Genomic DNA, 24,268 nt, shown 5'->3' with positions numbered 1-24,268 from the left:
TAAATATGTAAGCGGGTATTTTTTCAATTCCTTAGGAGGTATTCATTATGCCAAAGTATACGATTGTTGACAAAGAAACTTGTATCGCATGTGGAGCATGCGGAGCTGCAGCACCAGACATTTACGATTATGACGACGAAGGAATTGCGTTTGTAACTCTAGACGATAACCAAGGAATCGTTGAAATTCCAGATGTATTGTTAGAAGATATGCAAGATGCATTCGAAGGCTGTCCTACAGACTCCATTAAAGTTTCTGATGAGTCATTCGACGGTGATGCATTGAAATTCGAATAGTTTTCATCTTATCTGGAACCCTCTTACACTAGAGGGTTTTTTATTTATTTTATTAAGGATGATTCTCATTGTCAATTAGTTTTCTTGTTCTTTGAAAACGCTATCTTAAAAATCATAGTTGTACCTATCGTCAGAATGTGATAAATTATCAAAATATTGATGCTATTCATAAAGATAGACAAGGGGTGGAACTGTGACAGCAACCGTATTAGTCTGTGATGGAATAACGAGTGAAGGTGTTGAACCGTTAGTAAGACTTGAAAGTGTTGAACTGATCTTCGGAAAACTTGACGAAATCACGCAACCAGAAAACATTCAAGGAATCATGGTACGCAGTGCAACAAAGATTACAGAAGAAGTATTGAATCAGCTGCCCTCACTTCAAATCATTGCACGAGCTGGTGTTGGTGTAGATAATATCGATCTGAACGCAGCGACAAAAAGAGGTGTACTCGTAGTAAACGCACCTGAAGGAAACACCATCTCTACTGCAGAACATACTTGGGCCATGATGATGGCATTGGTCCGCAACATTCCTCAAGCTAATCAATCTGTAAAACAAGGTGAATGGAACCGCAAAAAGTATACAGGGCAAGAACTTTACCAAAAAACACTCGGTATCGTCGGTATGGGACGAATCGGCTCTGAACTTGCGAAGCGCGCAAAAAGCTTCTCCATGAACGTTCTTGTATTTGATCCTTATTTTCCAAAAGAAAAACAAAAAGAACTATCCGTTACATCTGTTGATCTCGATACGTTAATCCAGCAGAGTGACGTTATCACCGTTCATACTCCGCTTACAAAAGATACCCATAAACTATTAAATCTTGATAACTTAAAATATGCAAAAAAAGGTGCGTTTATTTTAAACTGTGCTCGCGGCGGCATCATCGATGAGGAAGCTCTTCTACACTACTTGGATAATGGTCATCTATCCGGCTGCGCTCTTGACGTTTTTGAACAAGAACCGCCCGTCAGCCGCTCTTTAGTCGATCATCCTAAAGTGATCGTTACACCTCATATTGCTGCATCTACGGTGCAAGCGCAGAAAAATGTAGCCTATATGGCGAGCGATGAGATTCGATCGCATTTTCTACATCAACCATTAAAACACGCGGTGAACTTCCCTTCACTATCAAAAGATACGTATGAAAAACTGATTGCTTATTATGATTTCTCAAATCTTCTTGGTTCTTTTACGACTCAGTTCTTTAAAGAACCTGTTTCAGAGATTTCAATCGGCTACGGGGGATCATTATCAGAAACTGATACTACTTCCCTTACACGCAGTTTTTTGTGTGGCTTCCTAAAAACGAGACTAGATCGCCCTGTTAACGATGTAAACAGTATGGTGGCCGCAAAGGAACAAGGAATCGTAGTAGGTGAAAAGCACGGAACCGACGATCACGGTTATCCGAATATCATCCACGTAAAAATCACTGGCCTGAACACAACTTTTACTCTTTCAGCGACACTCGTTAAAGGTTTTGGAGGACGAATCATCAAGTTGAACGGTTATACGGTTGATTTTGTACCACAAGGCTCTCTTCTGTACATCGAACATCGTGATACTCCAGGAATTATCGGAAAAGTAGGAGCTTTCTTAGGAGAACGAAACATAAATATCGCAACGATGCACGTTGGACGTAAATCAGCTGGCGGTGAAGCCATGATGGTCCTTACCTTTGACACGCAGCTTCCAGAATCTACTCAGAAGGAGCTCGTGAGCATTGAGGATCTTCTCGTGTGCAAACCTTTGGATCTATAGTATAGAGATAGCAAAAAGCTCTGCATGATGATTGCAGAGCTTTTTTATCTGTTTATCCTAAATCTACTTCTTTTCTTTCCCCATCCTGAAAAGTCATCAGCTTCGTGTAACCGATCTCTTTTGCAAGCTTTATCGACGCCTCATAGTTCTCTCCCACTTGATGAGGTTCATGAGCATCTGAAGAGAGTACGATCGGTATCCCTTTTTTATAGCAAAGTGATAGGAGTTCTGGTTCTGGATAGATTCGTCCGACAGGTTTTCTTAGACCCGCTGATGAGATCTCTACACAGGTCTTTGAATTTTTCAACGCATCCGTTATGCGCTCATACTGTTCTAATAAAAATTCTTGGTCAGTTGGGACATATTTAAAAATCTTGACTAGATCGATATGTCCAACAATATCGAATAGATTTGATTCTGCAAGTGTTACAATTTGATCATAGTACGAACGATACGTTTCATAAAGATCTCGACGGTCCCATTCTTTTCGGTATTCTGCAAGATCTATCCCAAAATCTTCGACCCAATGTACAGAACCGATCACATAATCGAATGGATAGGATTTTATAAAAGTCTCCATCTCAGCGTGTTTTCCTGGCGTATAATCCATTTCGATCGACATGCGGACGTCCATTCCTAACTGATCTGCACGGTTGAACAGATCTACATAATCGTCCATCTTGTAATAGCGTCTTTCTTCCATCCATGGTTTTGATACGATGTTTTTTGTTTCATAAAAGTGATACGCGTGTTCCGAGATTCCAAACTCTTGTATTCCCTTCTCTTTTGCCGTGTCTACAAATTGTTTTAGATAATCGATTGTCAATGTTCCTTTTTCGAGATGAGAGTGGTAATCTGTCAGCATATTAATCTCCTTTTTAAAACGTTTTACCATATGTACCATGAATTCCTTGTTCGTTCAAGAGTTTATGCTCCCAATTTACCGCCGATAAATAAGACGCTTAAGCACATCATTAAAAAGATCACAGCAAAAAAACGGTTCAGATAATCTCGCATAGGGTCCTCCTAGGTAAAAGTAAAATCAACTTTATCATCCTATTCAGCTGTTCATTTTTTTGAACCTGTTTTTTTCAAAGAAAAAAAGCTACCTATTCAAAGGCAGCTTTTTGACTTACATCTTTATTAATATAATTTTCCATCACGTAAAGTAGTGGTTTGTATAGAACGATAAAGAACACTACGTTACCAATAGCGTGATTTAAATCAAAAGGAAGACTCGCTAAGTAATATGGCCAGAATTTCTGCATGATGATTCCGCCAAAGATTACGGACATGATGAAACCAAACAAAAAGCCACAGAACCCAGCATAGATTGGAAGTAACAACCAAGGTATGTTATGTCTGTACCTGCCTAAGTATGCGCTCATAACGGCTATCAGCCCCCATGCAAACATCTGACCGAACGTCCACAAGCCATGTCCTAAAAATAGGTTGGTTGTGATCGTACTCAATATCGCAAGTAAGAGCCCTTGAGCTGGACCGAGTACGAATGAAGCGAGTATGAGTATCGTCGTATTCGGCTGAACATTGGGTATCATTGAAAAGGCGATTCTGCCTACTGTCAATATAGCAGCAAGTAAGGCGATGATCGTAATTCGTTTGACTGTCAGCTTATTCATATTTGTGAAGATCGAATTCTACGACATCACCAGGTTTTAATGTAATATCCTTAGCACCCTTCATCGCTTCTTCACCGTTTACAGAAAAGAACCAAGATGTTTTCTCCTGTTCGCTTCCAGCCACGCCTTCAATACTGCTGATAAATGCACCATCGTATTGTGTTTCAATCTTAAAGTTATCTTGCATCACGTCCATGATCGTCGCATCTTTTGCGATATCAACTTTCTTTTCCGTAACTTTTTCTTTACCGTTATCTTTTGTGATCTGAACCGTTACTTGTTCTTTTTTCGTTTCTTCTTGTTTCGGTTGATCACCTGTTTCCTTCGTTTCAGTCGTTCCACAGCCTACTAACATCATCATCATTGTTGCTAATACTAAAAGTAATTTCTTCATGATTTACCTCTTTCTGTTATAAAAACGCTTTGTTTGGTACTACAACTTACTTTACGCAACTAAAAAAATCCCCTTCGGCTACGAAGGAGATTAATAGTATACAGGCAGAAAACAGCAACCGGCCCCGGTACTGTTAAACACCCCCCTATCCTCGTAGGTCATGTCATGTAACAAACAGGCAGGTCTCCTGGCTCTTGATCATCGTCTCCTAACGCCTTCCCGTTTTCACAGTGGCGAAACTATAGGATTCTCACAATTACAGTGGCGGGACCGCAACGGAATCTAACCGTTTTCCCTATTAAGCTCGTCCAATAAAGGACTGCACCTGTTTAACACTTATGAAATTTTATGAAATCACAATTTCTATTATAAACATATTGGAGAAATTTGTGAAATCCTTTTTTAATATGTGCTTTTGTTCCTTATGAAACAAGATTAATCGGGACGTATTGCTAATTTATTTCAACGTTCGCGGAATAACGAAAGAAAATGTTGTACCTTCATTATTCTTACTGTGAACGCTGATCTGACCACCATGTGCTTCCACTATGTTTCTTGCAATGGCAAGTCCAAGACCCGTTCCACCTGATTTTCCTCTTGTTCTTGCTTTATCACCTTTATAAAAGCGTTCGAAAACAAACGGCAGATCTTCTTCTTTAATACCTGTTCCATTGTCTTTAACAAAGAACTTCACGTTCTGATCGCTCACTTCTACAGTCAGGTTAACAAATCCACCTTGAGAAGTATGACGTATCGCATTATCGATCAAATTGGTTAAGACCTGCTCAATCCGGTCTGGATCGATATTTATCTCCTCTTGCAGACTTTTGAGATTTTTCTTAAACTCTAGATTTAATTGAATCTCTCTGTCTTTTGCTGGACCTTGAAATTTTCTCACGATTCTTTCTGCAAAAGGAATAATTGGAAGAGAGCTATAGTGAAGCTTCATATGACCCGCTTCTAATCTTGCTAGATCAAGAAGTTCGTTAACTAGTCTCCCCATACGTTTCGATTCGTCTAAAATGATACCTGCTAACTCTTTCTTCTCTTCTTCAGATTCTGCGATATCATCTACGATTGCTTCACTATATCCTTGAAGCATAGCGATCGGCGTCTTCAATTCATGTGAAACATTCGCTACAAAATCTTCTCTAAGCTTGTCCATTCGTCGTTCTTCTGTCATATCTCGAAGAACAGCGACTGCTCCTCGTATTAAAGACTGGTCATACAGTGGCGTCATTACAACTACCCACGAACGGCCTTGTATCGCAATCTCTGTCATCTGTTCACTCTCGAGTGCAACAACTTGTCCAAAGAGCTGTTTGACCGTCTCAGGAACGTTTCCGTTAACCTCTGTCTTCATGCCTGATTCGTAATAAAATGCCTGTAGGAATCGATCAGCAGGAGGATTCGTAACAAGGATGTTCATTTTTCTGTCAAAGGTGATCACACCATCAGCCATAGAACTTAAAACACTCGTTAACTGCTCTTTTTCTTGGTTCAATGCTGTGATGTTGTTTTTTAACTGTCTGCCCATACGGTTGAATGTCATGCCAAGTTCGCCGATCTCATCATGGGTTAGAATCGGCACTTTCATATCAAACTCACCTTTTGCTACAGACGTTGCGGCTTCTCTCATCCTTCTTAATGGTGCTGTGATTCGTGTAGATAAGAAGAACGCAAAGATCGTGGTTAAAATGATTGCGATCCCCGCTGCTAAAAAGATGAGATACTTTGTATGGTTCGTTGTCTTTTCCACATTTTCGATGGATTGATAGACGTAAACGGCTCCTGCATTTTCTCCCGACCCGTAAGGTTCACCGTAGATGATCATCGTTTGCATCGTCTCATCATTTTTATTCAGAACAGGAAAATCTCCGTTTACGTAGATCTTTTTTCCACTCTCTGCGACAGTTGATAACTGATCATTCTCTTTGAAAACAGAAACAGGGATATAAGGTGCATCATCGTAAGAATTCTTAGACATAAAGGATTCCTGATTTTCGTCTATGATCATAATAGACATGGAATATGCTTCAGCCATTTCACTTGTGATGCGTATTGCTTCTTCCTTATTCTCATCGCTTTCCATAATCAACATCACTCGATCAGCCATCTTCGTCAATTGATCCCGCGCTTGATCATCGTAAAACGATTCAAAGAACTGTGTAAGAAGAATGGTGAGAAGCGTTAAAACGACTGAGACTAATAACAGTATTGTTATCCATAGTTTTCCAACTACACTTCTCCAGATCATTCATTCCCAACCTCAAATTTGTATCCTACTCCCCAAACCGTCGCAATCATGGATGCAGCATCCGGTGAGACTTTATTAAGCTTTTCTCTAAGTCTTTTCACGTGTGTGTCAACTGTTCGAAGATCACCAAAGAATTCATAGTTCCAAACATCTTTTAGCAGTTGTTCGCGTGCATAGACTTTATCTGGGGTCTTTGCTAAATAGTACAACAACTCATATTCTTTAGGAGTTAAGTTAACTTCTTTTCCGCCAGCTGTTACACGGTGAGCATCGTGATCGATCGTAAGGTGCTTAAACACAACAACGTTCTTAGCCACCGTCTCGGTTTGTAGGAACTTTGTTGGAGAAGATCTTCTTAACAGTGCTTTTACCCGTAAGATGACTTCTCTTGGACTGAACGGCTTCGCGATATAATCATCCGTACCAGCTTCGAATCCTTCTATCCGATGAAGCTCTTCTCCTTTAGCTGTCAACATGATTACAGGAGTCGCTTTCTTTTCTCTTAATTTTTCACATACCTCAATCCCATCCATACCAGGAAGCATAAGGTCGAGCAAGATCAGATCAAAATTGATGGATACTGCCATCTGTAGGGCATCTTCACCATTTTCTGCTTCGTGAACTTCGTAGTTCTCTCGCTCTAGATACATCGTTAATAGTTTTCGAATTCTTTCTTCATCATCAACAACTAGAATTTTAGCTTCTGTATCCATATTCAATCCTCCACTTAAAATCAGTTAAACAAGATTTTTTCCTGTTTCTATCATACATGAAACTAAGTACACTAAACAAACCGGACATGCTGTTTATCTATTTTCTTATAATTTAGGGATGGTTTGAAATATGATTTTTCTCTTTCTTTAACAGTAGCTGTTTCCATTACAGATGCTCCTTTTCACGGAGTGAGTCTCCTGGCTAGCATCTTCCAATTACAATCAATTTGTCAAAGGAACTTAATAAGAATGATTAAAACAACAAATCTTAAAGGGCTTTATATGTAGTTAATCATGTTCATCTCTTTTAAAAACGCTCTTTTCTAAAAGATTGTTGCTTTGAACTCTTTGTCACCTTTGAAAATTGATTGTAGAGGAAGGTGCTTGCCTACTACATGAGATACTCCTTGCAAGGCATGCGACTTAGAAAGCTTACTACGAAGCATCACTTGTAGACGCAGGAGCAAGGAACTTCTTAAGGCGGGCAGCTGAGACACTTAAGAGTGAAACGTACGAATGTGGCTCAGCGCCTGCCCCGTGGAAAGCGAGCAGCCTGGAACGGAAATCAACACTTCCAAAATCAACAAAGTTTACGAAAACAGCCTTTAAAAAAGTCCCTCTAATGAAAGAGAGACTTCTAAAATCTTTACGCGTATGAATGCAATCCTACAAGAACAAGGTTTACCGCGATCAAGTTAAATGTGATGATCCAGAATCCTAACACGCAAAGCCAAGCAGACTTTTCTCCGTGCCAGCCTCTTGATAATCGAAGATGAAGAAAAGCGGCATAGAACAAGAACGTGATAAGAGCCCAAACTTCTTTTGGATCCCATCCCCAAAATCTTGACCAAGCTTGCTGAGCCCAAATCATAGCAAATATAAGTGCTCCAAGTGTAAAGATCGGAAACCCAATTGCAACTGCTCGATAACTGATCTCATCCAAAAGATCTGGTTTCATTCTAACTTTTGTTTGAAGAGCTGCTGCTATTCGTTTTCTTAAAATTAGACGAAGCAAGCCGTAAAGGGCAGCTCCTGCGAGTATTGACCAGATAAACGTATTTAGCTTAATAGAAGCATCAACACCGTTCATCCAAGATGGAGTTGAAAATAATGGTCCAAAAGAATCGTCAAGTTGCTCTCCGTTACTTGGACCAGCGATAGCCGGCATATCGTAAACTACTTTAACTGCTTGATTGTTATCATCCATCATCTCAAATGTTGTTTCATACCCGACACCTTTGAAACCGATGGAAACAAAGATGAATCCAACAACAGCAATCAAGCTGTATAGGATGATCTCTAACCATAAAGTCTTTTTAGATGAGACCGTCTGATCAACCGTACGGATCAAATAGATCAGCCCTGAAACAAAAGAGATCGCAAGGATTCCCTCTCCGAGCGCCGCTGTTGTTACATGGATTTTGAGCCAGTCACTTTGAAGTGCGGGAATAAGAGGAGAGATATCTCTCGGAAACATGCTTGCATACGCGATCACGAGTACGGCGATTGGCATCGCAAAAACACCAAGACCGTTCGTTCGATAGATGATGTATAAAATAATAAAAGCTAGTACCATCATCATGCCAAAAAAGGTAGTAAACTCAAACAAGTTACTTACAGGAGCATGTCCACTTGCCATCCACCTTGTAATAAAATAGCCTAATTGTGATGCAAAACCAATACAAGAACTAATGAACCCTATTTTTCCCCATTTTTTCGTATGAGCAGCGTCTTTTCCTTTTTTATCAGAAATAGACATTGCAAAGAATAGAGTAGAGAACAAGTAAATAATAAATGCACTATATAAAAGTGTACTGCTGATTTCAGCCATCATTAACCCTCCCGCTTGAACAGCCTTACTTTAAAGCTGTTTCTTTTTCTTCTAAAGGTGTGAGATTGGTCTTATCAGACAGAAATTCCACATCTTTTTTCAAGCCATACCAGTTCTTATTTGTATGCGCTGCAGCCCATACTTCACCTGCATTTTGTTTGATCCAAATTCTTCTATAGTTCCAATACAAACCTTGTGTAACACCAATCATGAAGATGATTCCGCCAAGGGCAATGATCCAAAGCGTATGGTCTTTTCGCACTGTAAGGGCTGTTAGATCTTTCGTTTCGATACCAGCGAAAGTCATTTTGAACTGATTCTCACCGGAATCTATGTTTTTCTGAATGCCTACAAATGCTTTTTCTCCTTCTGGTGTTTTAGGAGAATACATAGAGAATACAAATGCTGGATTATCTGGCAAATTATTAACGGTTGATGGCTGATTCTGTTCGTTTAAGACGAAGTTCGGAAAATATTCTTCGATTTTAACTTTGTAGCCATTTCCAAGATCATACTCTTTTTTAGGATCATGAAGATCAACTGTTAACTTACCAAACTTGTTACCTGTTGCTTTTTCTTCGAGCTCAAAGCTCATCTTGTAAAACTCGTTAAGCTTAAAGTCGGTTTGATAAAGAGCGAACGAGTCGAACTTAAACGGTTCGTTCACTCGGATCTCACCGCTCTTCACTTTTTCGAGCTCTGGCTCTGCTCCAATTGTATGGTTCTCTTTTGTTTTATAGAGTGTCACGTTACTTTGATAGTTTTTTGCAACTTCTCCATCTACAGAGCTTAGCGCACTATTAAACTTCTTTTCTTCTTTATCATACATCTCAAGAATGAAATCGTTGTTTTCTAGATAATATTGTCCTTTATCGCTTGAAGTGCCTGGAATCGAAGCTTTCTCTCCTTCACGCACCCATAAGATATCGTCAACATACATTCCAGGAAAGAATCGAAGCATCGCTCCTGTTAAAAAGATGATCAGTCCAACATGGTTTACATAAGCACCCCATCTTGAAAAACGGCCCTTCTCTGCAAAAAGGTTTCCATTTTCTTCTCGAACTTTGTATCGAAGAGATTCAAGCGTGTACTTAATCTCATCAAGTTCCACATCACTGCTTTTTGAGAACAAGCGCTGATTCTTCATGAATTGATCATGTCTTGTGACTCTTTGTGTCTTTAATGCTTTATAAAGCGGTATACCACGATCAAGGCTGGCAATAATGATAGAGAGTCCTAACATTCCTAGTAGAAGAATGAACCACCATGACCCATAAAGGTTATGAAATCCTAACAAATAATAGATGAGTCCTAACGTACCGTATTCGCTTTCATAATGAGTCGCAGGATCCACATTTGGGGGTATGAACGTCTCTTGTGGAAATATAGTTCCGATTGCCGCTGCTACTAAAATAATGACAATGAGCCATACCCCGACTTTAACAGACGAAAAGAAGTTCCAAATCTTATCTATAAGTGTTTGTTTATAAGTTTGAGATCGTCTCGCGCTTCCTTCATATCTCATGCTTGATAGTATCTCAACATCTTGCTTCAACGGTTTACCGCATGCTTGACAAAGACTTGTTCCGTATGGGTTAGAGTGGCCGCATTCACATGTTATCGTTTGCATCTTTTCACCCCGTTACGGCTTTATTTTTTCCATGTAGGAAATAATTTTTTTCTCTGATAATGATTCACTCGTCCGTTCCACTACTTTTCCGTTCTTATCGATCAAGATTGTAGTAGGAATCGGTCCTATGCCGTAAGCTTTTGTTACTTCTCTTTGTTTGTCCATAGGAACAGGAAAACTCATAGAATAGCGATCAACAAAATTTTTAACGGATACGTTTGTTTCGCTAACGTTTACAGCAAGGATTTCTACACCCTGATCTTTGAACTTCTCGTATTGTCTTTGCATATAGGGCATCTCTCGTTCACACGGTTTACACCACGTCCCCCAGAAGTTCAAGAAAACACCTTTACCACGATAATCTTCTAACTCTACTTGTTTGCCATTCAGATCGGTTAGCACAAAATTTGGAGCCGTATCACCTTTACTTATGTATGTACCTGACTCTTCATTCATACTGTTGTAGATCGTATAACCAACCGCAACAACTAAAATGGCAAGCAGAGCAGAGCGAAACCACAACCTGTTTTTTTTCAACATCCATCCGCTCCTTTAAGCCGCTTCCATTTTACTATAACTTGAAAAAAAAGCCTATCTACGGCTTTTTTTTGACGTTTGTGTGACAGCCAGATTTCTCAGCTGTTTGATTTCATGTGGTGTAAGTTCTCTAAACTCACCTGGATTCAGGCCTTTAAGATCTAAATAGCCATATCTTTCACGCTTTAATTTCATAACAGGGGTTCCGATCGCTTCTAACATACGCTTAACTTGACGGTTCTTACCTTCATGAATCGTAAGTTCGATGATCGCTGTTCCTTTTTTCTTATCGATCGATGTTACTTTCACTTTAGCAGGAGCTGTCATTCCGTCCTCTAAACGTATTCCTCTTTCAAGTTGCTTGATTCTTTCTCTTGATGGAATTCCTTTTACTTTTGCAATGTATACTTTATCAAGCTGATAGCGTGGATGCATAAGTACGTTCGCAAACTCACCATCATTTGTCATGATGATGGCACCTGTCGTATCATAATCCAATCTTCCAACAGGGAACACACGTTGTTCGATGATGTCTTTAAAATAATCAGCTACCACTTTTCTTCCCTTATCATCCGAAACTGCCGTGATTACACCTGAAGGTTTATACATCAAAAAATAAACGGGCTGTTCCCGTTGAATTTGAATCTCATTCACTTCAATCTTATCTTTTGTACCTACTTTTGTGCCGAGTTCGGTCACTACATTTCCGTTTACTTTCACTTTGCCTTCACGTATTAACTCCTCTGCTTTTCTTCTGGAAGTTACGCCGCTTTGGGCAATTACCTTTTGCAATCGTTCCATGATTTCACCTCATGTCTCATCATACCTTCATTATTCGTAATTCTCAACCTCAGTAAACGTAAAAAAGAGCCGTATCGGCTCTTTTTTGTCGAATTATGAGTAAAACAATAGAGAGATCACTGCTATAGATGCTAAAAAGCCGATCAGATCAGCTAATAATCCTACTTTAAGCGCGTATTTCATCTTTTTGATACCTACCGCTCCAAAATAGACGGTCAATACATAAAACGTTGTATCGGTACTTCCTTGTATCGTAGAAGCGAGCCTTCCGATAAACGAATCAGGACCATGTGTTGCGATTAAATCTGATGTCATCCCGAGAGCGCCGGTCCCTGAGATCGTCCTCATCAGCCCCAGCGGTACAACTTCTGCTGGAATATGAAACAATGAAAATAGTGGACGCATCGCCATCATGACATAATCCAGGGCTCCTGAAGCGCGAAAAACCGAAATGGCAACAAGCATACCAACTAAAAAGGGGATGATGTTGATCGCGATTGAAAAACCTTCTTTACCGCCTTCTACAAAAGTCTCATAGGTCGGGACTTTTTTATAAGTACCATACAAAAGGATAAATCCGATCAAAAAAGGGATGAACCAAATGGAAAAGGATTGGACGATCGACATCTATTTCCCTCCTTTTGGTAAAGAGCGGTAATAATAATATCGATCTATTAAAATAGCACCTACTGTTGAAATGGCGGTCGCAATCAAAGTTGGCGCAACGATATCAGTTGGCGACGCCGAATTATAACTCATCCTGATCGCGATGATCGTCGTTGGAATAAGTGTAATACTTGATGTGTTGATCGCAAGAAGTGTGATCATCGATCGACTTGCTTCATTTTTTCCGCCATTTAAAATCTTGAGTTGTTCCATTGCCTTTATACCCATTGGTGTTGCAGCGTTCCCTAGCCCAAGCAAGTTTGCCGCCATATTTGAAAGAATGTACCCTTGAGCAGGATGATCCTTTGGTATATCAGGAAAAAGACGCTTAACGATCGGGCGAAACAGGATCGCTAATACTTCTAATAAACCGCCTTTTTCTGCGATCTTCATGATCCCTAACCAAAATACTAAAATACTAATCATTCCAAAACTTAACGTGACTGCTTCTTTTGCACTCGTAAAAATCGCTTCGTTCACTTTATCCATCGTGCCGTTAATTCCTGCCACAATGAAACCGATTACCATCATTCCTACCCAGATGTAATTCACCATAGGAGATTGTCTTCCTTAGCTACAAAAAATAACTTGTTGAATATGTTCTTAAATGACGACCAAAACCCTCCCTGATCAGGTTTGATCAATGCTTTGCCATCGTAATAAAGTGGAAGATCAGCGATTCTCGTTTCCTTTAAATCTACAAAATACCTGCCAACGGGTTTAGGCACTTTTTCTTTTTCCCACTTGCCCGACTTTGGAAGTTCATACAACTGGATGGAAGAAGAGATCTGCCCGATCTCTTCTTTCAATAAAGGGTAAGTGAACGTTCGAGCAGCTTCTACTTTCCCTTTGTATCCTTTATCTTTAATGCCGGAAATTTCGCCTTCTTTGATCAGTTCTGTCATCTTGAACGAATGAAAACCCCACTCAAACAAATTTTGATGATCATCCCAGTCGTTTGGATCGTTCAGTGTAACAGCAATCAGTTCCATCCCGTCTTTTTCTGCAGTTGATACTAAGGTTCGTTTTGCACGTTTGGTATATCCTGTTTTGCCACCAGTGGAATATTCATAAAGCTTTAACATCTTATTCTTGTTTCGCCACACTCTATCCCACTTTTCACCTGTTTGTTCTGATCGATAGACCTTCGTCGATGACACGTCTTTGAACGTATCATTATTCATCGCATACTTCGTTAATATAGCCATATCGTAAGCGGTAGAATAATGATCTTCATGCGTGTCCAGTCCATGTGGATTTCTAAACCGCGTGTGCTTCATACCGATCTCTTCTGCTTTTTGATTCATTAAATAGGAAAAGCCATCCAGACTTCCTCCTACATGCTCAGCGATCGCAACAGCTGAATCATTGCCGGATCGTAGCATCAAACCATACACTAAATCTTTTAGTGGTATCTTCTCACCTGGTTTTAAATAGAGAGATGACCCTTCAGTTCGTGATGCAGCTTCCGTAATAGTAACCGTATCGTTCATCTTTCCAGATTCTATCGCAAGGATTGCCGTCATGATCTTCGTGATACTTGCTATTCTCATGGGGCGATGTTCATTGCGCCCATACAAAACTCTTCCAGATGATTGCTCCATCAACACAGCAGCATTAGCTGATACACCGGGGTCAGCCTTTGCTTCTTGCGGGAATGCAGCAAGGATAAGCATGCAGATCATAACGAGCAGCAATGGTTTTCGTTTTAAGGTTCGTTTCATTCATAATCCCGCCCTTTAGGTGTTTTGTAAAAGTTTATGCAAACAAGGACAGGTTATGAATGGGATTTACTTCCGCTAATTATTGTGAAGGAAAAAATCGTTGTTTTTGACCATGGCTTTTTTCGTAGTCTGTTAGTTCCATGAGTGCTTTTTCTTCAGCTGGTATCCGCACTCTCAACATGAAGATATTTAAAATCGTGAAAAGGATAGCCGTTAAATAAGCACCAAAAATGAGGGGCATGACTAAAAGTTCCAAGGAGACTACCGTATAGTTGGGATGTCTCATAAAACGATATGGACCTTTTGCTACTACATTCGCACCAGGTAATAGAATAATTTTCGTATTCCAGAACTCGCCTAATGACGAAATGGCCCATACTCGGATCACTTGCGCCAATAAAAACAGCACAAAAGGTACAATCCACCAGCTAGGGGGCTCTGCATTAAAAACATACACTTCAATAAAGAAAACAACAAAGAAAGCTACGTGCATTGAAACCATCCATTTATAATGATCTTTCCCAGCTTCTACAGCACCTTTACTCAATAGCTTTTTTTCGTTAGATCTAGCGACCCTCACTTCTGCTAATCTCTGTACGATAAGAAAACCCCAAAACAGAAGAAACCAGTTCATCTACTCCCTCCATTCCACTAAAAGAAGTTCAGAAGAAAAACCTGGTCCCAAAGCAGCCATTACACCGAGATCTCCCTCATCTTTCCTTGTTTCCATAAAATTTTTTAAGACATAGAAAACAGTCGCAGATGACATATTTCCATTTTCCCTTAAGACGTTTCTCGATACATCGGTCTTGGATAACGGAATTCCTAGCGCATCTACGTATGCTTGTAAAACTTTCTTACCGCCAGGGTGTGCAATAAAGTGTTTGATCTGTTCTCCAGCAAGCTGATTACGGTTTAAGAACTCATCTACGTTCGGTTTAAGCCATGTTCGAATAACGTTTGGAATATCTCTTGAAAAGACAACATACAAACCTGTGTCCTTTACTTCCCATCCCATCACGTCTTCAGAATGAGGCTTCAATGTAGACATCGTGTCTTTTATGTAAGGAGATACTTCTGATGTTTTGGCTGTGTCCGACTCATCTCCGCAGATTAATGCACAAGCCACCCCATCTGCAAACAAAGAGGTACCTACTAGATTGCTCTTAGAAAGATCTTCATGCTGAAATGTTAGTGAACAAAGTTCTACACTTAATACGAGCACATTTGATTTCGGATAAGCTTTACAATAGTCGTAAGCCCTTGAAAAGCCAGAAGCACCACCCGCACATCCTAAACCCCAGATCGGAATCCTCTTCGTATGTGATGAGAATGGAAGAATGTTCATAATTCTTGCTTCGATACTCGGAGTAGACAGACCCGAACTCGAGATGTAGAAAATAGCATCAATATCTTCATACGACATGTTTAAACTTTGATCAGACATCACTTTTTCGATACATTCTGCTCCCAAATTTGTTGCAAAGTCTATGTATAGATCATTTTTTTCTTGAAAACTTCTTTTTTCTTTAAACCATTCTATAGGCATCGCGAAATACCGTGACTCGATCTCACCATTCTGGAATACTTTGAGCAAGCGCTCAATATCTGAGAATGCGTCTTGAAATAGGTTTCTTGCAAAATCCATTGTTTGATCTTGAGAAAGTTTATGAGGTGGATTTATTGTTTCTACTGCTGCTATTCTTGGCAATTGATTTCTCTCCTTCGGCTGCATATCCTTTTTTAATAATTTACCCTTAAACAGCCTTTTAAAACGAAGACTTAAAAATCTGCTGTTTACATATAAATTGTTGCTTTTTCGAAGGTAGTTGATTTTCGCTACAAGTTGCTTTGGTTTCCGCGAGAAGAGTCTCACACATTCAACTTCGATCAACGGTCAAAGAGGTAAATATATGACTAGGAAAAAACCTTTAAAGAAAATGTTATAGTTAAAGACAAAAAAACAGCCAATGATTTTTGGCTGTTTTACTTTGTAATTTGTTTTAAGTTATTTAGATGTGAACTTAGCAACTCTTCACTTGGTGGAATGAATAGATCTCTAAATTCCTCATAATTGTTGATATAGCTTCGTTTTCGTATAAGATATGCAGGATCCTTAAGCAGTGCTGTAAGAGCCGCAATCTGTGTTATCTTAAAGAAGCTCAAATAATCTTTCCAAAAGTCATGGTGTGTTAATTCTTCTTGAAGTTTTTCTTCAAAATATCTTACATAAAGAAGATGAAAAGTTTGAGTTTTTCCGCCAAGTTCATAGGTCACTTCTGAACGGTTAAAAAAATCTTCTGATGTATTCGGCTTCTCTTTTTCTAACTCCATACCATCAATATGTTGAATCAACAATGCATGACTCCCCCTTGTTATTCATCGGTAGATAGTGATTCTTGAAACTTAGAAAAAAACAGATCTGCTTCTTGTTCCACATTTTCTTCCTGAATGTTTTCCGGAAGTGGAGGCAGCTCTTTTACACTTTGCAGACCAAAATGTTCTAGGAATGCTTTCGTTGTACCATATAATATCGCTCGTCCCGTACCTTCTGCTCTTCCCACTTCTTTTACTAATCCTTTTGCAGATAGTGTCTGCAACGGTTTTTCAGTTTTCACACCTCTTACTTCTTCGATCTCTGACCTTGTAATCGGCTGTTTATAGGCAATGATCGCAAGCGTTTCAAGGGCAGCTTGAGAAAGTGTCGCATGACCTGGTGTCTCAACGAGGCGTTCGTAAAAGGCAGCGTGTTCTGGCTTTGTTACAAATTGAAGGGATCCTGCATATTCAACAATAGACATCCCTCGCCCTGTTGAAGCATAACTTTGTTTTAATTCTTCAATGATGGGATCAAGTTCTTTGCTGTCGATCTCCAGCACTTGAGCGATCTGTTTTCTGTCGATACCTTCATCTCCACTGACAAAAAGCAAACCCTCAACAACTGCTTTATATTCATTTCGTTCCAAATCGTATTACTCCTCTAACATCGTTATATATATTTCGCTAAAATGATCTTGTTGCTCACAATTAATTGATTTTACTTTCATTAGTTCTAATATAGCAAGAAAGGTAACAACGACATGTTCTTTCGTACTCTTATCAAAAAGGTCTGTAAATTTTTTTCGCCCGCCTACGGAAAGAAGAGAAGTTTTTATCTGTTCCATCCTTCTTTCGATCGGAATTTCTTGCCGTTCAATGGTCGTTTGTCTTGGTGCTCGCGTGACCTTTTCTTGAAAGACTTTTTGCATCGCTTGCAACATATCATAAAGCGTTACGTTGGTCACTTGCTTTGCCGACTCTTCTTTTTCAAATTGAGAGAGATCAGCTGGCTGACGGGTGTATATTAAACTTCTAGCCGATTCTCTTTCTTTAAGTTCATCAGCAGCGTGCTTGTACTTTCTATATTCAACGAGCCTTCTCACTAACTCATCTCTTGGATCTTCTTCCATCTCAAGTTCCATTTGGTTCTCAAAGAGCTCTTCTTCATGCTTTGGCAGCAGCATCTTGCTTTTAATCGCAAGAAGAGTAGCTGCCATGACTAAAAATTCACTTGCTACATCAAGTTTAAGTTCTTTCATCGTATGTATATATTGAAGGTATTGCTCAGTTATGATGGCTACCGGAATATCATAAATATCCACTTCGTAGGTTTGTATCAAATGAAGCAGTAAATCTAGCGGACCTTCAAATCCATCAAGCTTCACACTATATTGCATAACATTTCCCCAGTTTTTTCAGCGATTTTGTATTATAAAATTATATCATATTTTGTGACTCTCGCGGCTTGTTTTTATTCATGCTGTGCATATGGTAAACTTAAAGTCGAGCTTATTAAGGGGCGTGAACGATCAGTGACTTATCCAAAACCATGGATCGATTACTTAGTGCATTTTCATAGAGATCAAGATTACTTTGAATGTCATGAGGTGCTTGAGGAGCATTGGAAGAACGAGGGAATGAAAGGGGACTTGTGGCCCGGATTGATTCAGTTTGCAGTAGCTCAATATCACCATCGGCGCGGAAACTACAATGGAGCTAAACGAATGATCCTTAGTTGTAGAGTGAAGCTTCAAAAAGAGCAACCAGCACTGAACGAACTCGGATTAGAAGTTAAAATATTTCTTGAACTGCTTGATAGAAGTATACAAAGAATCGAGCAAAAGCAATCTTTTGAGTCTATAACCCTTCCCCTATCGATGGAGTTATTTCAAGCATGCTTAATCGAAGCAAACGCAACAGAAGACACTTGGGTATCACAAACCAAAACGAATGATACTATCATTCACAAGCACTCATTAAGAGATCGCTCTTCTGTAATTGAAGAACGAAATAGGCAAAAACTGAAAAAGAACAGAACCTTATAAAAAAAATCATTTGTTATCATTTCAATAGAAAAGCTCCGGATCATATCGATTCCGGAGCTTTTCTTAGTCTAGAAATTATTCTTCCCAAACTTTAACTTCTTTCATTACATCGCCTTGTTTAATACGAAGAACTGTTTCCAAACCTTCTGTAACTTGTCCAAAAACAGTATGAACACCGTTCAAGTGTGGCTGTGGCTCGTGTACGATAAAGAATTGGCTTCCACCTGTATCGCGTCCAGCATGCGCCATTGAAAGAGATCCTGCTACGTGCTTATGCGGATTTCCTTCTGTTTCACAAGGAATCGAATAACCAGGGCCGCCAGCTCCAGTTCCTGTTGGATCTCCACCTTGAGCAACAAATCCAGGGATAACACGGTGGAACGTTACACCGTTGTAGAATCCTTCGTTTGCAAGTTTTTCAAAGTTTTCCACTGTTCCAGGCGCTTCCTCCTGATACAGATCAAATACAATTTTCTCGCCGTTTTCAAATTCAATTGAACCTTTTTTCATAAAAAACAGGCCTCCTTCTGCTTCATTCAACTACCATTGTACGGTTAAATGGCTGCTCCGTAAACTAATTTACACAAAAACATTCGATTTAAGCGGAACATCGTTCTTGATAAGGTCTTCATAGGTTTCACGCTTGACTACAAGCTGTTCCTCACCATTCTCTACAAAAACAACAGCCGGACGCTGGATGCGATTATAATTGCTCGCCATACTATAACCGTAAGCCCCTGTACAGGAAACGGCCAAGAAGTCGTTATCACAAACTTTTGGAAGTTCGATATCCCAGATCAACATATCGCCACTCTCACAGCATTTTCCTGCGATTGAAACGGTTTGCGTTGGTTCTTCGTTCATCTTATTCGCTACAAATGCTTCATACTTGGCTTGATAGAGTGCTGGCCGAATATTATCTGTCATTCCCCCATCAATGGACACATAGTGTCTAACCCCTTCGATCTCTTTTTGAGAGCCGATCGAATAGATTGTCGTGCCCGCATCACCTACAAGTGAACGGCCCGGCTCAATCCAAAGTTCAGGCAGTTCTTGCCCTACAAAGTGAACCATCTGCTTTTTCACTTCTTCAATCATTGCAGAAACGTACTGTTCAGGAGAGAGCGGTGTATCCTCTGATGTATATTGAATGCCGAACCCGCCTCCAAGGTTTACGACACTTGGAAAATAGCTAAAGTTTTCTTCCCACTTCTTAAAGTGACCGAACAACTTTTCAATCGCAAGGGTGAACCCTTCTGTTTCAAAAATTTGAGATCCAATATGACAGTGAATGCCTAAAACGCGAAAGCCTTCAAATACAAGTACTTCTTGAAGTGCTTTGTCTCCTTGACCATTTCCTAGGTCAAATCCAAACTTAGAATCTTCCTGACCTGTAATGATGTAATCATGGGTATGGGCTTCGATTCCTGGAGTTAAACGAAGTAAGATGTTTACTTTTTTGTTCAGCTTGTTGCTCAGCATTTTTAATAATGAGATCTCATGAAAGTTATCCACTACAATACAGCCGACTCCAGCATTAAGGGCAAATTCTAATTCTTCTAAGCTCTTATTGTTTCCATGAAAATGAATTCTCTCAGGTGGGAATTGCGCTTGAAGTGCTGTATAAAGTTCACCACCTGAAACCACATCCAGACTTAACCCTTCTTGCCCGATTAGTTGAAACATGGCGATGGAAGAAAAGGCTTTTGAGGCATAAGCGACTTGATATCCTACCCCATTTTCCTCGAATGCTTTTTTGAAGCCTCTTGCTCTATTTTTAATTAAGGATAGATCGTACAGATAAAGCGGCGTTCCGTATTTCTTCGCTAGATCTACCGTATCTAAACCACCGATCCATAGATGATTATTATCTCCAATTTTTGATGTTCCGTGTAAATTCACAAAAAATCCCCTCTCGTTGTTGATAGAGAATTCAATCCCGACAAATACAAAAGACAGCCGCAACTAAGGCAGGCTGTCATAACCGTACCCTCACGTCGGAATAGCTCTCCACTACAGTTGTAGTGACAGTCCGTTGCTTGTTCAGCAGCGGCCCAGCATAAAAAGAGATGGAGCTCTTTCTACACTTCGGCAAATTGACCTTTCAACATATTTCATCGTCATCCACAAACTCCATATGCTACTCATTCGTTTTGCGCCTCTACCTCATATGAGGCATATTTAATTAGTTATGAATTTAACACAATTTTCAACAATCAGCAAGGGACAGATTAATTAGTTGGCTGTTTTTTGGTGTTCTGCGGATGTACGATACTCGGCCGAACTTTAGAGAGTGGAACGGCTACTCGAATAATGATCTGCAGGAATGCTTTGGGATTAAATGGAATGAACGGCCATAAATAAGGCGTGTTCAGATTCTTAATCGTTGCCATATATATGATCATAATCGTAAAACCAACGATAAACCCAGGAACTTTGAAAAGCATGACCATTATTATCAGAAAGAGCCGCAAAACCCTGTTGGCGATACTTAACTCATAACTAGGTGTAGAGAACGCTCCGATCGCTGCAATCGCAACGTATAAAATAACTTCTGGAACGAATAAACCTACATCTATTGCAATTTGGCCGATCAATACAGCTGCAATTAGACCCATGGCGGTTGATAGTGCACTAGGTGTATGAATGGCCGCAAGTCTTAAGATATCGATCCCGATTTCCGCAAAAATAATTTGGAGAAACAAAGGTATGTTCGTGTGCTTATTGGGACCTATAAAATCAATAAAAGGTGGCAGCAACTGCTCTTCCATCGAGAACAATAGCCACATTGGTACTAAGAATACCGATGCCAGCATACCTGTAAAACGGGTCCATCTTAAAAATGCACCAATGAATGGTGTCTGCCTAAACTCTTCTGCATGTTGTACGTGATGAAAAAGTGTTGTAGGTGTTATGATGACACTTGGCGATGTATCTGTGATGATTAAAACATGACCTTCCATCAAGTGTTGAGCTGCAACATCAGGTCTTTCTGTGTAACGGACTAAAGGAAACGGATTCCAGCCTTGTTTTACTACAAATTCTTCTATCGTCTTATCGGCCATGGGTATTCCGTCGATCTCAATGGAGTTAAGCTCTTTTCTAATAAGGTCAACGAGTCCAGGATCAGCTACATCTTGAATATAAGCCAGACACACATCCGTTTTGGAACGCTCACCTACTTGAAGAATTTCGTGTCTTAATCGTTCATCTCGAATACGCCTTCTCGTAAGAGCAGTATTGATTATAATATTTTCAGTGTATCCATCACGAGCTCCCCTTACCACTTTCTCAATGTCTGGCTCTTCTGGTGATCTTCCTGGATAACTTCTTACATCCACAACGAATGCTTCTTCTTCACCGTCAATGAATATAACGATCAGACCTGAGAGCATACGGTCTACAGCTTCATCCAACGACTTCGTAATCTCTACTTGCTGATGGGCAAGGTGGTTATGTACAAGATCTTTTACTTTACTTGGTGCGCGATGACCATGATCCATATCCATTAGTTCGCGATAGATCATGATGATGAACTCACTGTCGCAAAGTCCCGTACAATAATACAGCTGAAGTTCCTTTTTTAAAACAAAGATCTTTCTGACACCAACATCAAAACTTACACCAATGCCGAGTCGCTCTTTTAAGAACCTTTCCGTATCTTCAATGTTTTTACTGATTGGTGTTTTATTTTTTTCGGCTGCCAATTGATTCGCTCCTTTCTAAAATGAGTTGAATTGCTTTTACAGTAATTGGAGCTCCTTTTTCTATTGCATCAAAACCTGCCATTTTTCCGATGTCCCCGACACCTACTACGAAAGGAAGGTTTAATTCATCGAGGATATAGACGGTATCCCCGTTAATCCTTCCTGTTTCTAGGTCCGGAATCCCACTCTTATCAATACCGAACTCTGTTAGTTCTCCATATCGATCCATAGAACAGTGAACTTTTGTCCATTCTGTAAAATGCGTTTTCGAAGCTACTGCTACAGCACCAATAACCTCTATATCTTTCTGTTGATGAATGTATCTCATCGCATGTTCTCCCGGACCTTCTCCTTTAAATCCACAGTCATCAAACATCACAAGTACAGGGTCATGAGGTGTTTTACGGATCATCTCTACAAGCTCTATACCGCTTTTTCTCGTTGGATTTCCCCAAGATTGTGAAATACAACGTCCTCCAACTTGTTTAGCCGCGTGCTCAACGACTCGCAATGCATACAAATCTCCATCGGTAATGAAAATGACCCGTTTTTTCACCATATGATCACCCCTTTGGTTCAAAGATGACTGCTACTAAAAACCCAAACAAAACAGCAGATGATATCCCGGCAGATGTTAACTCGAAGATTCCCATAGCGATTCCAATAAAACCATGTTCCTCAGCTGCGGCCATCGCTCCATGCAGAAGGGAGTGACCAAAACTGGTAATGGGAACTGTAGCACCTGCACCCGCAAATTTAATCAGGTTATCATAGATACCAAAAGCATCAAGAAGTGCGCCAATAACTACAAAAGAAGTAGTAACATGAGCAGGAGTCAGCTTCATTACATCCATCATCAGCTGGCCGACAACACAAATGGCTCCACCTATTACAAACGCCCAAAAAAATTCCATCTTATTGCCCTCCTTCCGCTCGCTCTAGAACCACACCGTGAGCAACCGTTGGAATACTCTCTTTTTGCTGAACCATTACCGGATTCAATAATGCACCCGTTGCGACCATTAAGACTTTCTTCAGGTTGCCTTTTCGAATCTCGTCTAAGATATATCCGTACGTAACAACGGCAGAACACGCACAGCCACTTCCTCCTGCAAAAACCTGTTGTCCGCTTCGATAGATCATTAATCCACAATCTCGATGATTGTCGGACACATCATAACCTTGCTCTTTTAATAACATCTTAACGATCGGTGCACCGACTCCAGAAAGATCCCCTGTAGCGATTAAATCGTACTCATCAGGCTGAACATCCATCTCTTTAAAATGTGCGGCGATCGTGTCTGCAGCTGCAGGAGCCATCGCTGATCCCATATCAAAAGGATCTTTGATTCCTAAGTCCACAACTTTTCCAACAGTTGCCGATGTAATCTTTATATCTGAGACCTCTTTGCTCACAAGTGCAGCACCAGCACCTGTTACGGTAAACGTAGCTGTATCTGGCTTTTGCCCGCCGTATTCAGTAGGATATCTAAACTGCCTTTCAGCTGTAGCATTGTGGGAGCTTACTGCGGCGACAATCCGATTCGCATACCCGCCATCCACTAAAGCTGCACCTAATGCTAGAGACTCCATTGATGTTGAACATGCTCCGAATACACCTAAAAAAGGTATTCCGTTTCCTCTAGCTGTGTAGTTTGACGAAACAATTTGGTTTAACAAGTCACCTGCCAACAAAAAGTTAATATCTTCTGGCTTCATCTTTACTTTTTGTAAACAAGCATCGATCGCATCTTCCATCAACTGACGTTCAGCAAGTTCCCAATTCTTTTGTCCGCAGTGAAGGTTGTTATACGTTTTATCAAAATAGCTGCCTAAAGGTCCTTCGCTTTCCATCGGACCTACTGCTGTACCTGCAGCATTTAAGTAAATGTTATTTGCAAATTTCCATGTTTGTCTTCCTAATAAATTCATGCCTTCAC

At 40.1% G+C, this 24,268-nt stretch carries 26 protein-coding genes and 2 riboswitches; of the genes, 3 read left to right on the top strand and 23 right to left on the bottom strand.

Annotation, left to right across the window (positions count from 1 at the left end; translation table 11 throughout):
• Window positions 1–47 precede the first annotated feature (47 nt).
• Window positions 48–296 carry a ferredoxin gene (locus ACOZ9X_RS06220; protein WP_066395765.1) on the top strand — a complete coding sequence of 83 codons (249 nt, stop codon included), beginning with the start codon at window positions 48–50 and terminating at the stop codon, window positions 294–296.
• A 193-nt stretch (window positions 297–489) separates the two neighbouring features.
• Window positions 490–2,064: a phosphoglycerate dehydrogenase gene (serA, locus tag ACOZ9X_RS06215; RefSeq protein ID WP_423417415.1), complete on the top strand. Its 1,575-nt coding sequence runs from the start codon at window positions 490–492 to the stop codon at window positions 2,062–2,064.
• 52 nt (window positions 2,065–2,116) lie between these two features.
• Here the strand turns inward: serA and ACOZ9X_RS06210 are convergent, their stop codons facing one another.
• The 17 genes from ACOZ9X_RS06210 to ACOZ9X_RS06130 form a co-directional block, all read right to left on the bottom strand.
• A complete protein-coding gene (locus ACOZ9X_RS06210) occupies window positions 2,117–2,929 on the bottom strand; it encodes a histidinol-phosphatase (RefSeq protein WP_423417414.1) in 813 nt (270 codons plus the stop codon).
• A gap of 244 nt (window positions 2,930–3,173) precedes the next feature.
• On the bottom strand, window positions 3,174–3,704 hold the full coding sequence (locus ACOZ9X_RS06205) for an ECF transporter S component (protein ID WP_423417413.1): 531 nt from the start codon (window positions 3,702–3,704) through the stop codon (window positions 3,174–3,176).
• Window positions 3,697–4,098, bottom strand: a complete 402-nt coding sequence (locus ACOZ9X_RS06200; RefSeq protein WP_423417412.1) for a DUF4430 domain-containing protein — start codon at window positions 4,096–4,098, stop codon at window positions 3,697–3,699. The genes ACOZ9X_RS06205 and ACOZ9X_RS06200 overlap by 8 nt, the downstream gene beginning before the upstream one ends.
• A 160-nt stretch (window positions 4,099–4,258) precedes the next feature.
• Window positions 4,259–4,442: riboswitch (cobalamin riboswitch) on the bottom strand.
• A gap of 113 nt (window positions 4,443–4,555) precedes the next feature.
• A complete protein-coding gene (locus tag ACOZ9X_RS06195) occupies window positions 4,556–6,355 on the bottom strand; it encodes an ATP-binding protein (RefSeq protein ID WP_423417411.1) in 1,800 nt (599 codons plus the stop codon).
• Window positions 6,352–7,068, bottom strand: a complete 717-nt coding sequence (locus ACOZ9X_RS06190) for a response regulator transcription factor (RefSeq protein ID WP_423417410.1) — start codon at window positions 7,066–7,068, stop codon at window positions 6,352–6,354. The genes ACOZ9X_RS06195 and ACOZ9X_RS06190 overlap by 4 nt, the downstream gene beginning before the upstream one ends.
• A gap of 646 nt (window positions 7,069–7,714) precedes the next feature.
• Window positions 7,715–8,899: a c-type cytochrome biogenesis protein CcsB gene (gene ccsB, locus ACOZ9X_RS06185; protein WP_423418233.1), complete on the bottom strand. Its 1,185-nt coding sequence runs from the start codon at window positions 8,897–8,899 to the stop codon at window positions 7,715–7,717.
• A 25-nt stretch (window positions 8,900–8,924) separates the two neighbouring features.
• A complete protein-coding gene (gene resB, locus ACOZ9X_RS06180; protein WP_423417409.1) occupies window positions 8,925–10,529 on the bottom strand; it encodes a cytochrome c biogenesis protein ResB in 1,605 nt (534 codons plus the stop codon).
• 12 nt (window positions 10,530–10,541) lie between these two features.
• Window positions 10,542–11,066 carry a thiol-disulfide oxidoreductase ResA gene (gene resA / locus ACOZ9X_RS06175; protein ID WP_423418232.1) on the bottom strand — a complete coding sequence of 175 codons (525 nt, stop codon included), beginning with the start codon at window positions 11,064–11,066 and terminating at the stop codon, window positions 10,542–10,544.
• Window positions 11,067–11,120: 54 nt separating this feature from the next.
• Complete coding sequence (locus ACOZ9X_RS06170) at window positions 11,121–11,867, bottom strand: pseudouridine synthase (protein ID WP_144699303.1); 747 nt, start codon at window positions 11,865–11,867, stop codon at window positions 11,121–11,123.
• A 93-nt stretch (window positions 11,868–11,960) separates the two neighbouring features.
• Entirely contained in the window at window positions 11,961–12,494 is a 534-nt protein-coding gene (locus tag ACOZ9X_RS06165) for a spore maturation protein (RefSeq protein ID WP_066395796.1), read from the bottom strand.
• Complete coding sequence (locus ACOZ9X_RS06160; protein WP_144699302.1) at window positions 12,495–13,088, bottom strand: nucleoside recognition domain-containing protein; 594 nt, start codon at window positions 13,086–13,088, stop codon at window positions 12,495–12,497. It abuts the gene before it with no gap.
• Complete coding sequence (locus ACOZ9X_RS06155) at window positions 13,082–14,257, bottom strand: D-alanyl-D-alanine carboxypeptidase family protein (RefSeq protein ID WP_423417408.1); 1,176 nt, start codon at window positions 14,255–14,257, stop codon at window positions 13,082–13,084. Before ACOZ9X_RS06155 ends, ACOZ9X_RS06160 begins: the two co-directional genes overlap by 7 nt.
• A gap of 79 nt (window positions 14,258–14,336) precedes the next feature.
• Entirely contained in the window at window positions 14,337–14,891 is a 555-nt protein-coding gene (locus ACOZ9X_RS06150; RefSeq protein ID WP_423417407.1) for an isoprenylcysteine carboxyl methyltransferase family protein, read from the bottom strand.
• Window positions 14,892–15,968 carry a type III polyketide synthase gene (locus tag ACOZ9X_RS06145; protein WP_423417406.1) on the bottom strand — a complete coding sequence of 359 codons (1,077 nt, stop codon included), beginning with the start codon at window positions 15,966–15,968 and terminating at the stop codon, window positions 14,892–14,894.
• A gap of 275 nt (window positions 15,969–16,243) precedes the next feature.
• A complete protein-coding gene (locus ACOZ9X_RS06140; protein ID WP_423418231.1) occupies window positions 16,244–16,591 on the bottom strand; it encodes a hypothetical protein in 348 nt (115 codons plus the stop codon).
• Window positions 16,592–16,632: 41 nt separating this feature from the next.
• A complete protein-coding gene (scpB, locus tag ACOZ9X_RS06135) occupies window positions 16,633–17,223 on the bottom strand; it encodes an SMC-Scp complex subunit ScpB (RefSeq protein ID WP_423417405.1) in 591 nt (196 codons plus the stop codon).
• 6 nt (window positions 17,224–17,229) lie between these two features.
• Window positions 17,230–17,973 (bottom strand): segregation/condensation protein A, encoded by a 744-nt coding sequence (locus ACOZ9X_RS06130; RefSeq protein ID WP_416728874.1) that lies wholly within the window; start codon window positions 17,971–17,973, stop codon window positions 17,230–17,232.
• A gap of 135 nt (window positions 17,974–18,108) precedes the next feature.
• Here ACOZ9X_RS06130 and ACOZ9X_RS06125 point away from each other — a divergent pair, with 135 nt between their 5' ends.
• Window positions 18,109–18,621, top strand: a complete 513-nt coding sequence (locus tag ACOZ9X_RS06125) for a DUF309 domain-containing protein (protein WP_423417404.1) — start codon at window positions 18,109–18,111, stop codon at window positions 18,619–18,621.
• Window positions 18,622–18,696: 75 nt separating this feature from the next.
• Here ACOZ9X_RS06125 and ACOZ9X_RS06120 read toward each other — a convergent pair whose 3' ends face one another.
• The 6 genes from ACOZ9X_RS06120 to spoVAD all read right to left on the bottom strand — a co-directional run bounded on the left by ACOZ9X_RS06120 (window position 18,697) and on the right by spoVAD (window position 24,260).
• Window positions 18,697–19,131 (bottom strand): peptidylprolyl isomerase, encoded by a 435-nt coding sequence (locus ACOZ9X_RS06120; RefSeq protein ID WP_066395813.1) that lies wholly within the window; start codon window positions 19,129–19,131, stop codon window positions 18,697–18,699.
• A 69-nt stretch (window positions 19,132–19,200) separates the two neighbouring features.
• The gene (lysA, locus tag ACOZ9X_RS06115) at window positions 19,201–20,523 is read right to left on the bottom strand and encodes a diaminopimelate decarboxylase (RefSeq protein ID WP_423417403.1); all 1,323 of its coding nucleotides are present in this window, start codon (window positions 20,521–20,523) and stop codon (window positions 19,201–19,203) included.
• Between the two features lie 93 nt (window positions 20,524–20,616).
• Window positions 20,617–20,793: riboswitch (Lysine riboswitch) on the bottom strand.
• Window positions 20,794–20,852: 59 nt separating this feature from the next.
• On the bottom strand, window positions 20,853–22,328 hold the full coding sequence (locus ACOZ9X_RS06110; RefSeq protein ID WP_423417402.1) for a spore germination protein: 1,476 nt from the start codon (window positions 22,326–22,328) through the stop codon (window positions 20,853–20,855).
• A complete protein-coding gene (locus ACOZ9X_RS06105) occupies window positions 22,309–22,887 on the bottom strand; it encodes a stage V sporulation protein AE (RefSeq protein WP_423417401.1) in 579 nt (192 codons plus the stop codon). Before ACOZ9X_RS06105 ends, ACOZ9X_RS06110 begins: the two co-directional genes overlap by 20 nt.
• Before the next feature lie 4 nt (window positions 22,888–22,891).
• A complete protein-coding gene (spoVAE, locus tag ACOZ9X_RS06100) occupies window positions 22,892–23,242 on the bottom strand; it encodes a stage V sporulation protein AE (protein WP_423417400.1) in 351 nt (116 codons plus the stop codon).
• 1 nt (window position 23,243) lies between these two features.
• Window positions 23,244–24,260: a stage V sporulation protein AD gene (gene spoVAD, locus ACOZ9X_RS06095; RefSeq protein ID WP_423417399.1), complete on the bottom strand. Its 1,017-nt coding sequence runs from the start codon at window positions 24,258–24,260 to the stop codon at window positions 23,244–23,246.
• Window positions 24,261–24,268: the final 8 nt, after the last annotated feature.

Origin of the sequence: Fictibacillus nanhaiensis (genome assembly GCF_049537595.1) — a bacterium.
GTDB lineage: Bacteria > Bacillota > Bacilli > Bacillales > Fictibacillaceae > Fictibacillus > Fictibacillus nanhaiensis_F.
This window is presented reverse-complemented; position numbering and strand designations above follow the sequence as displayed.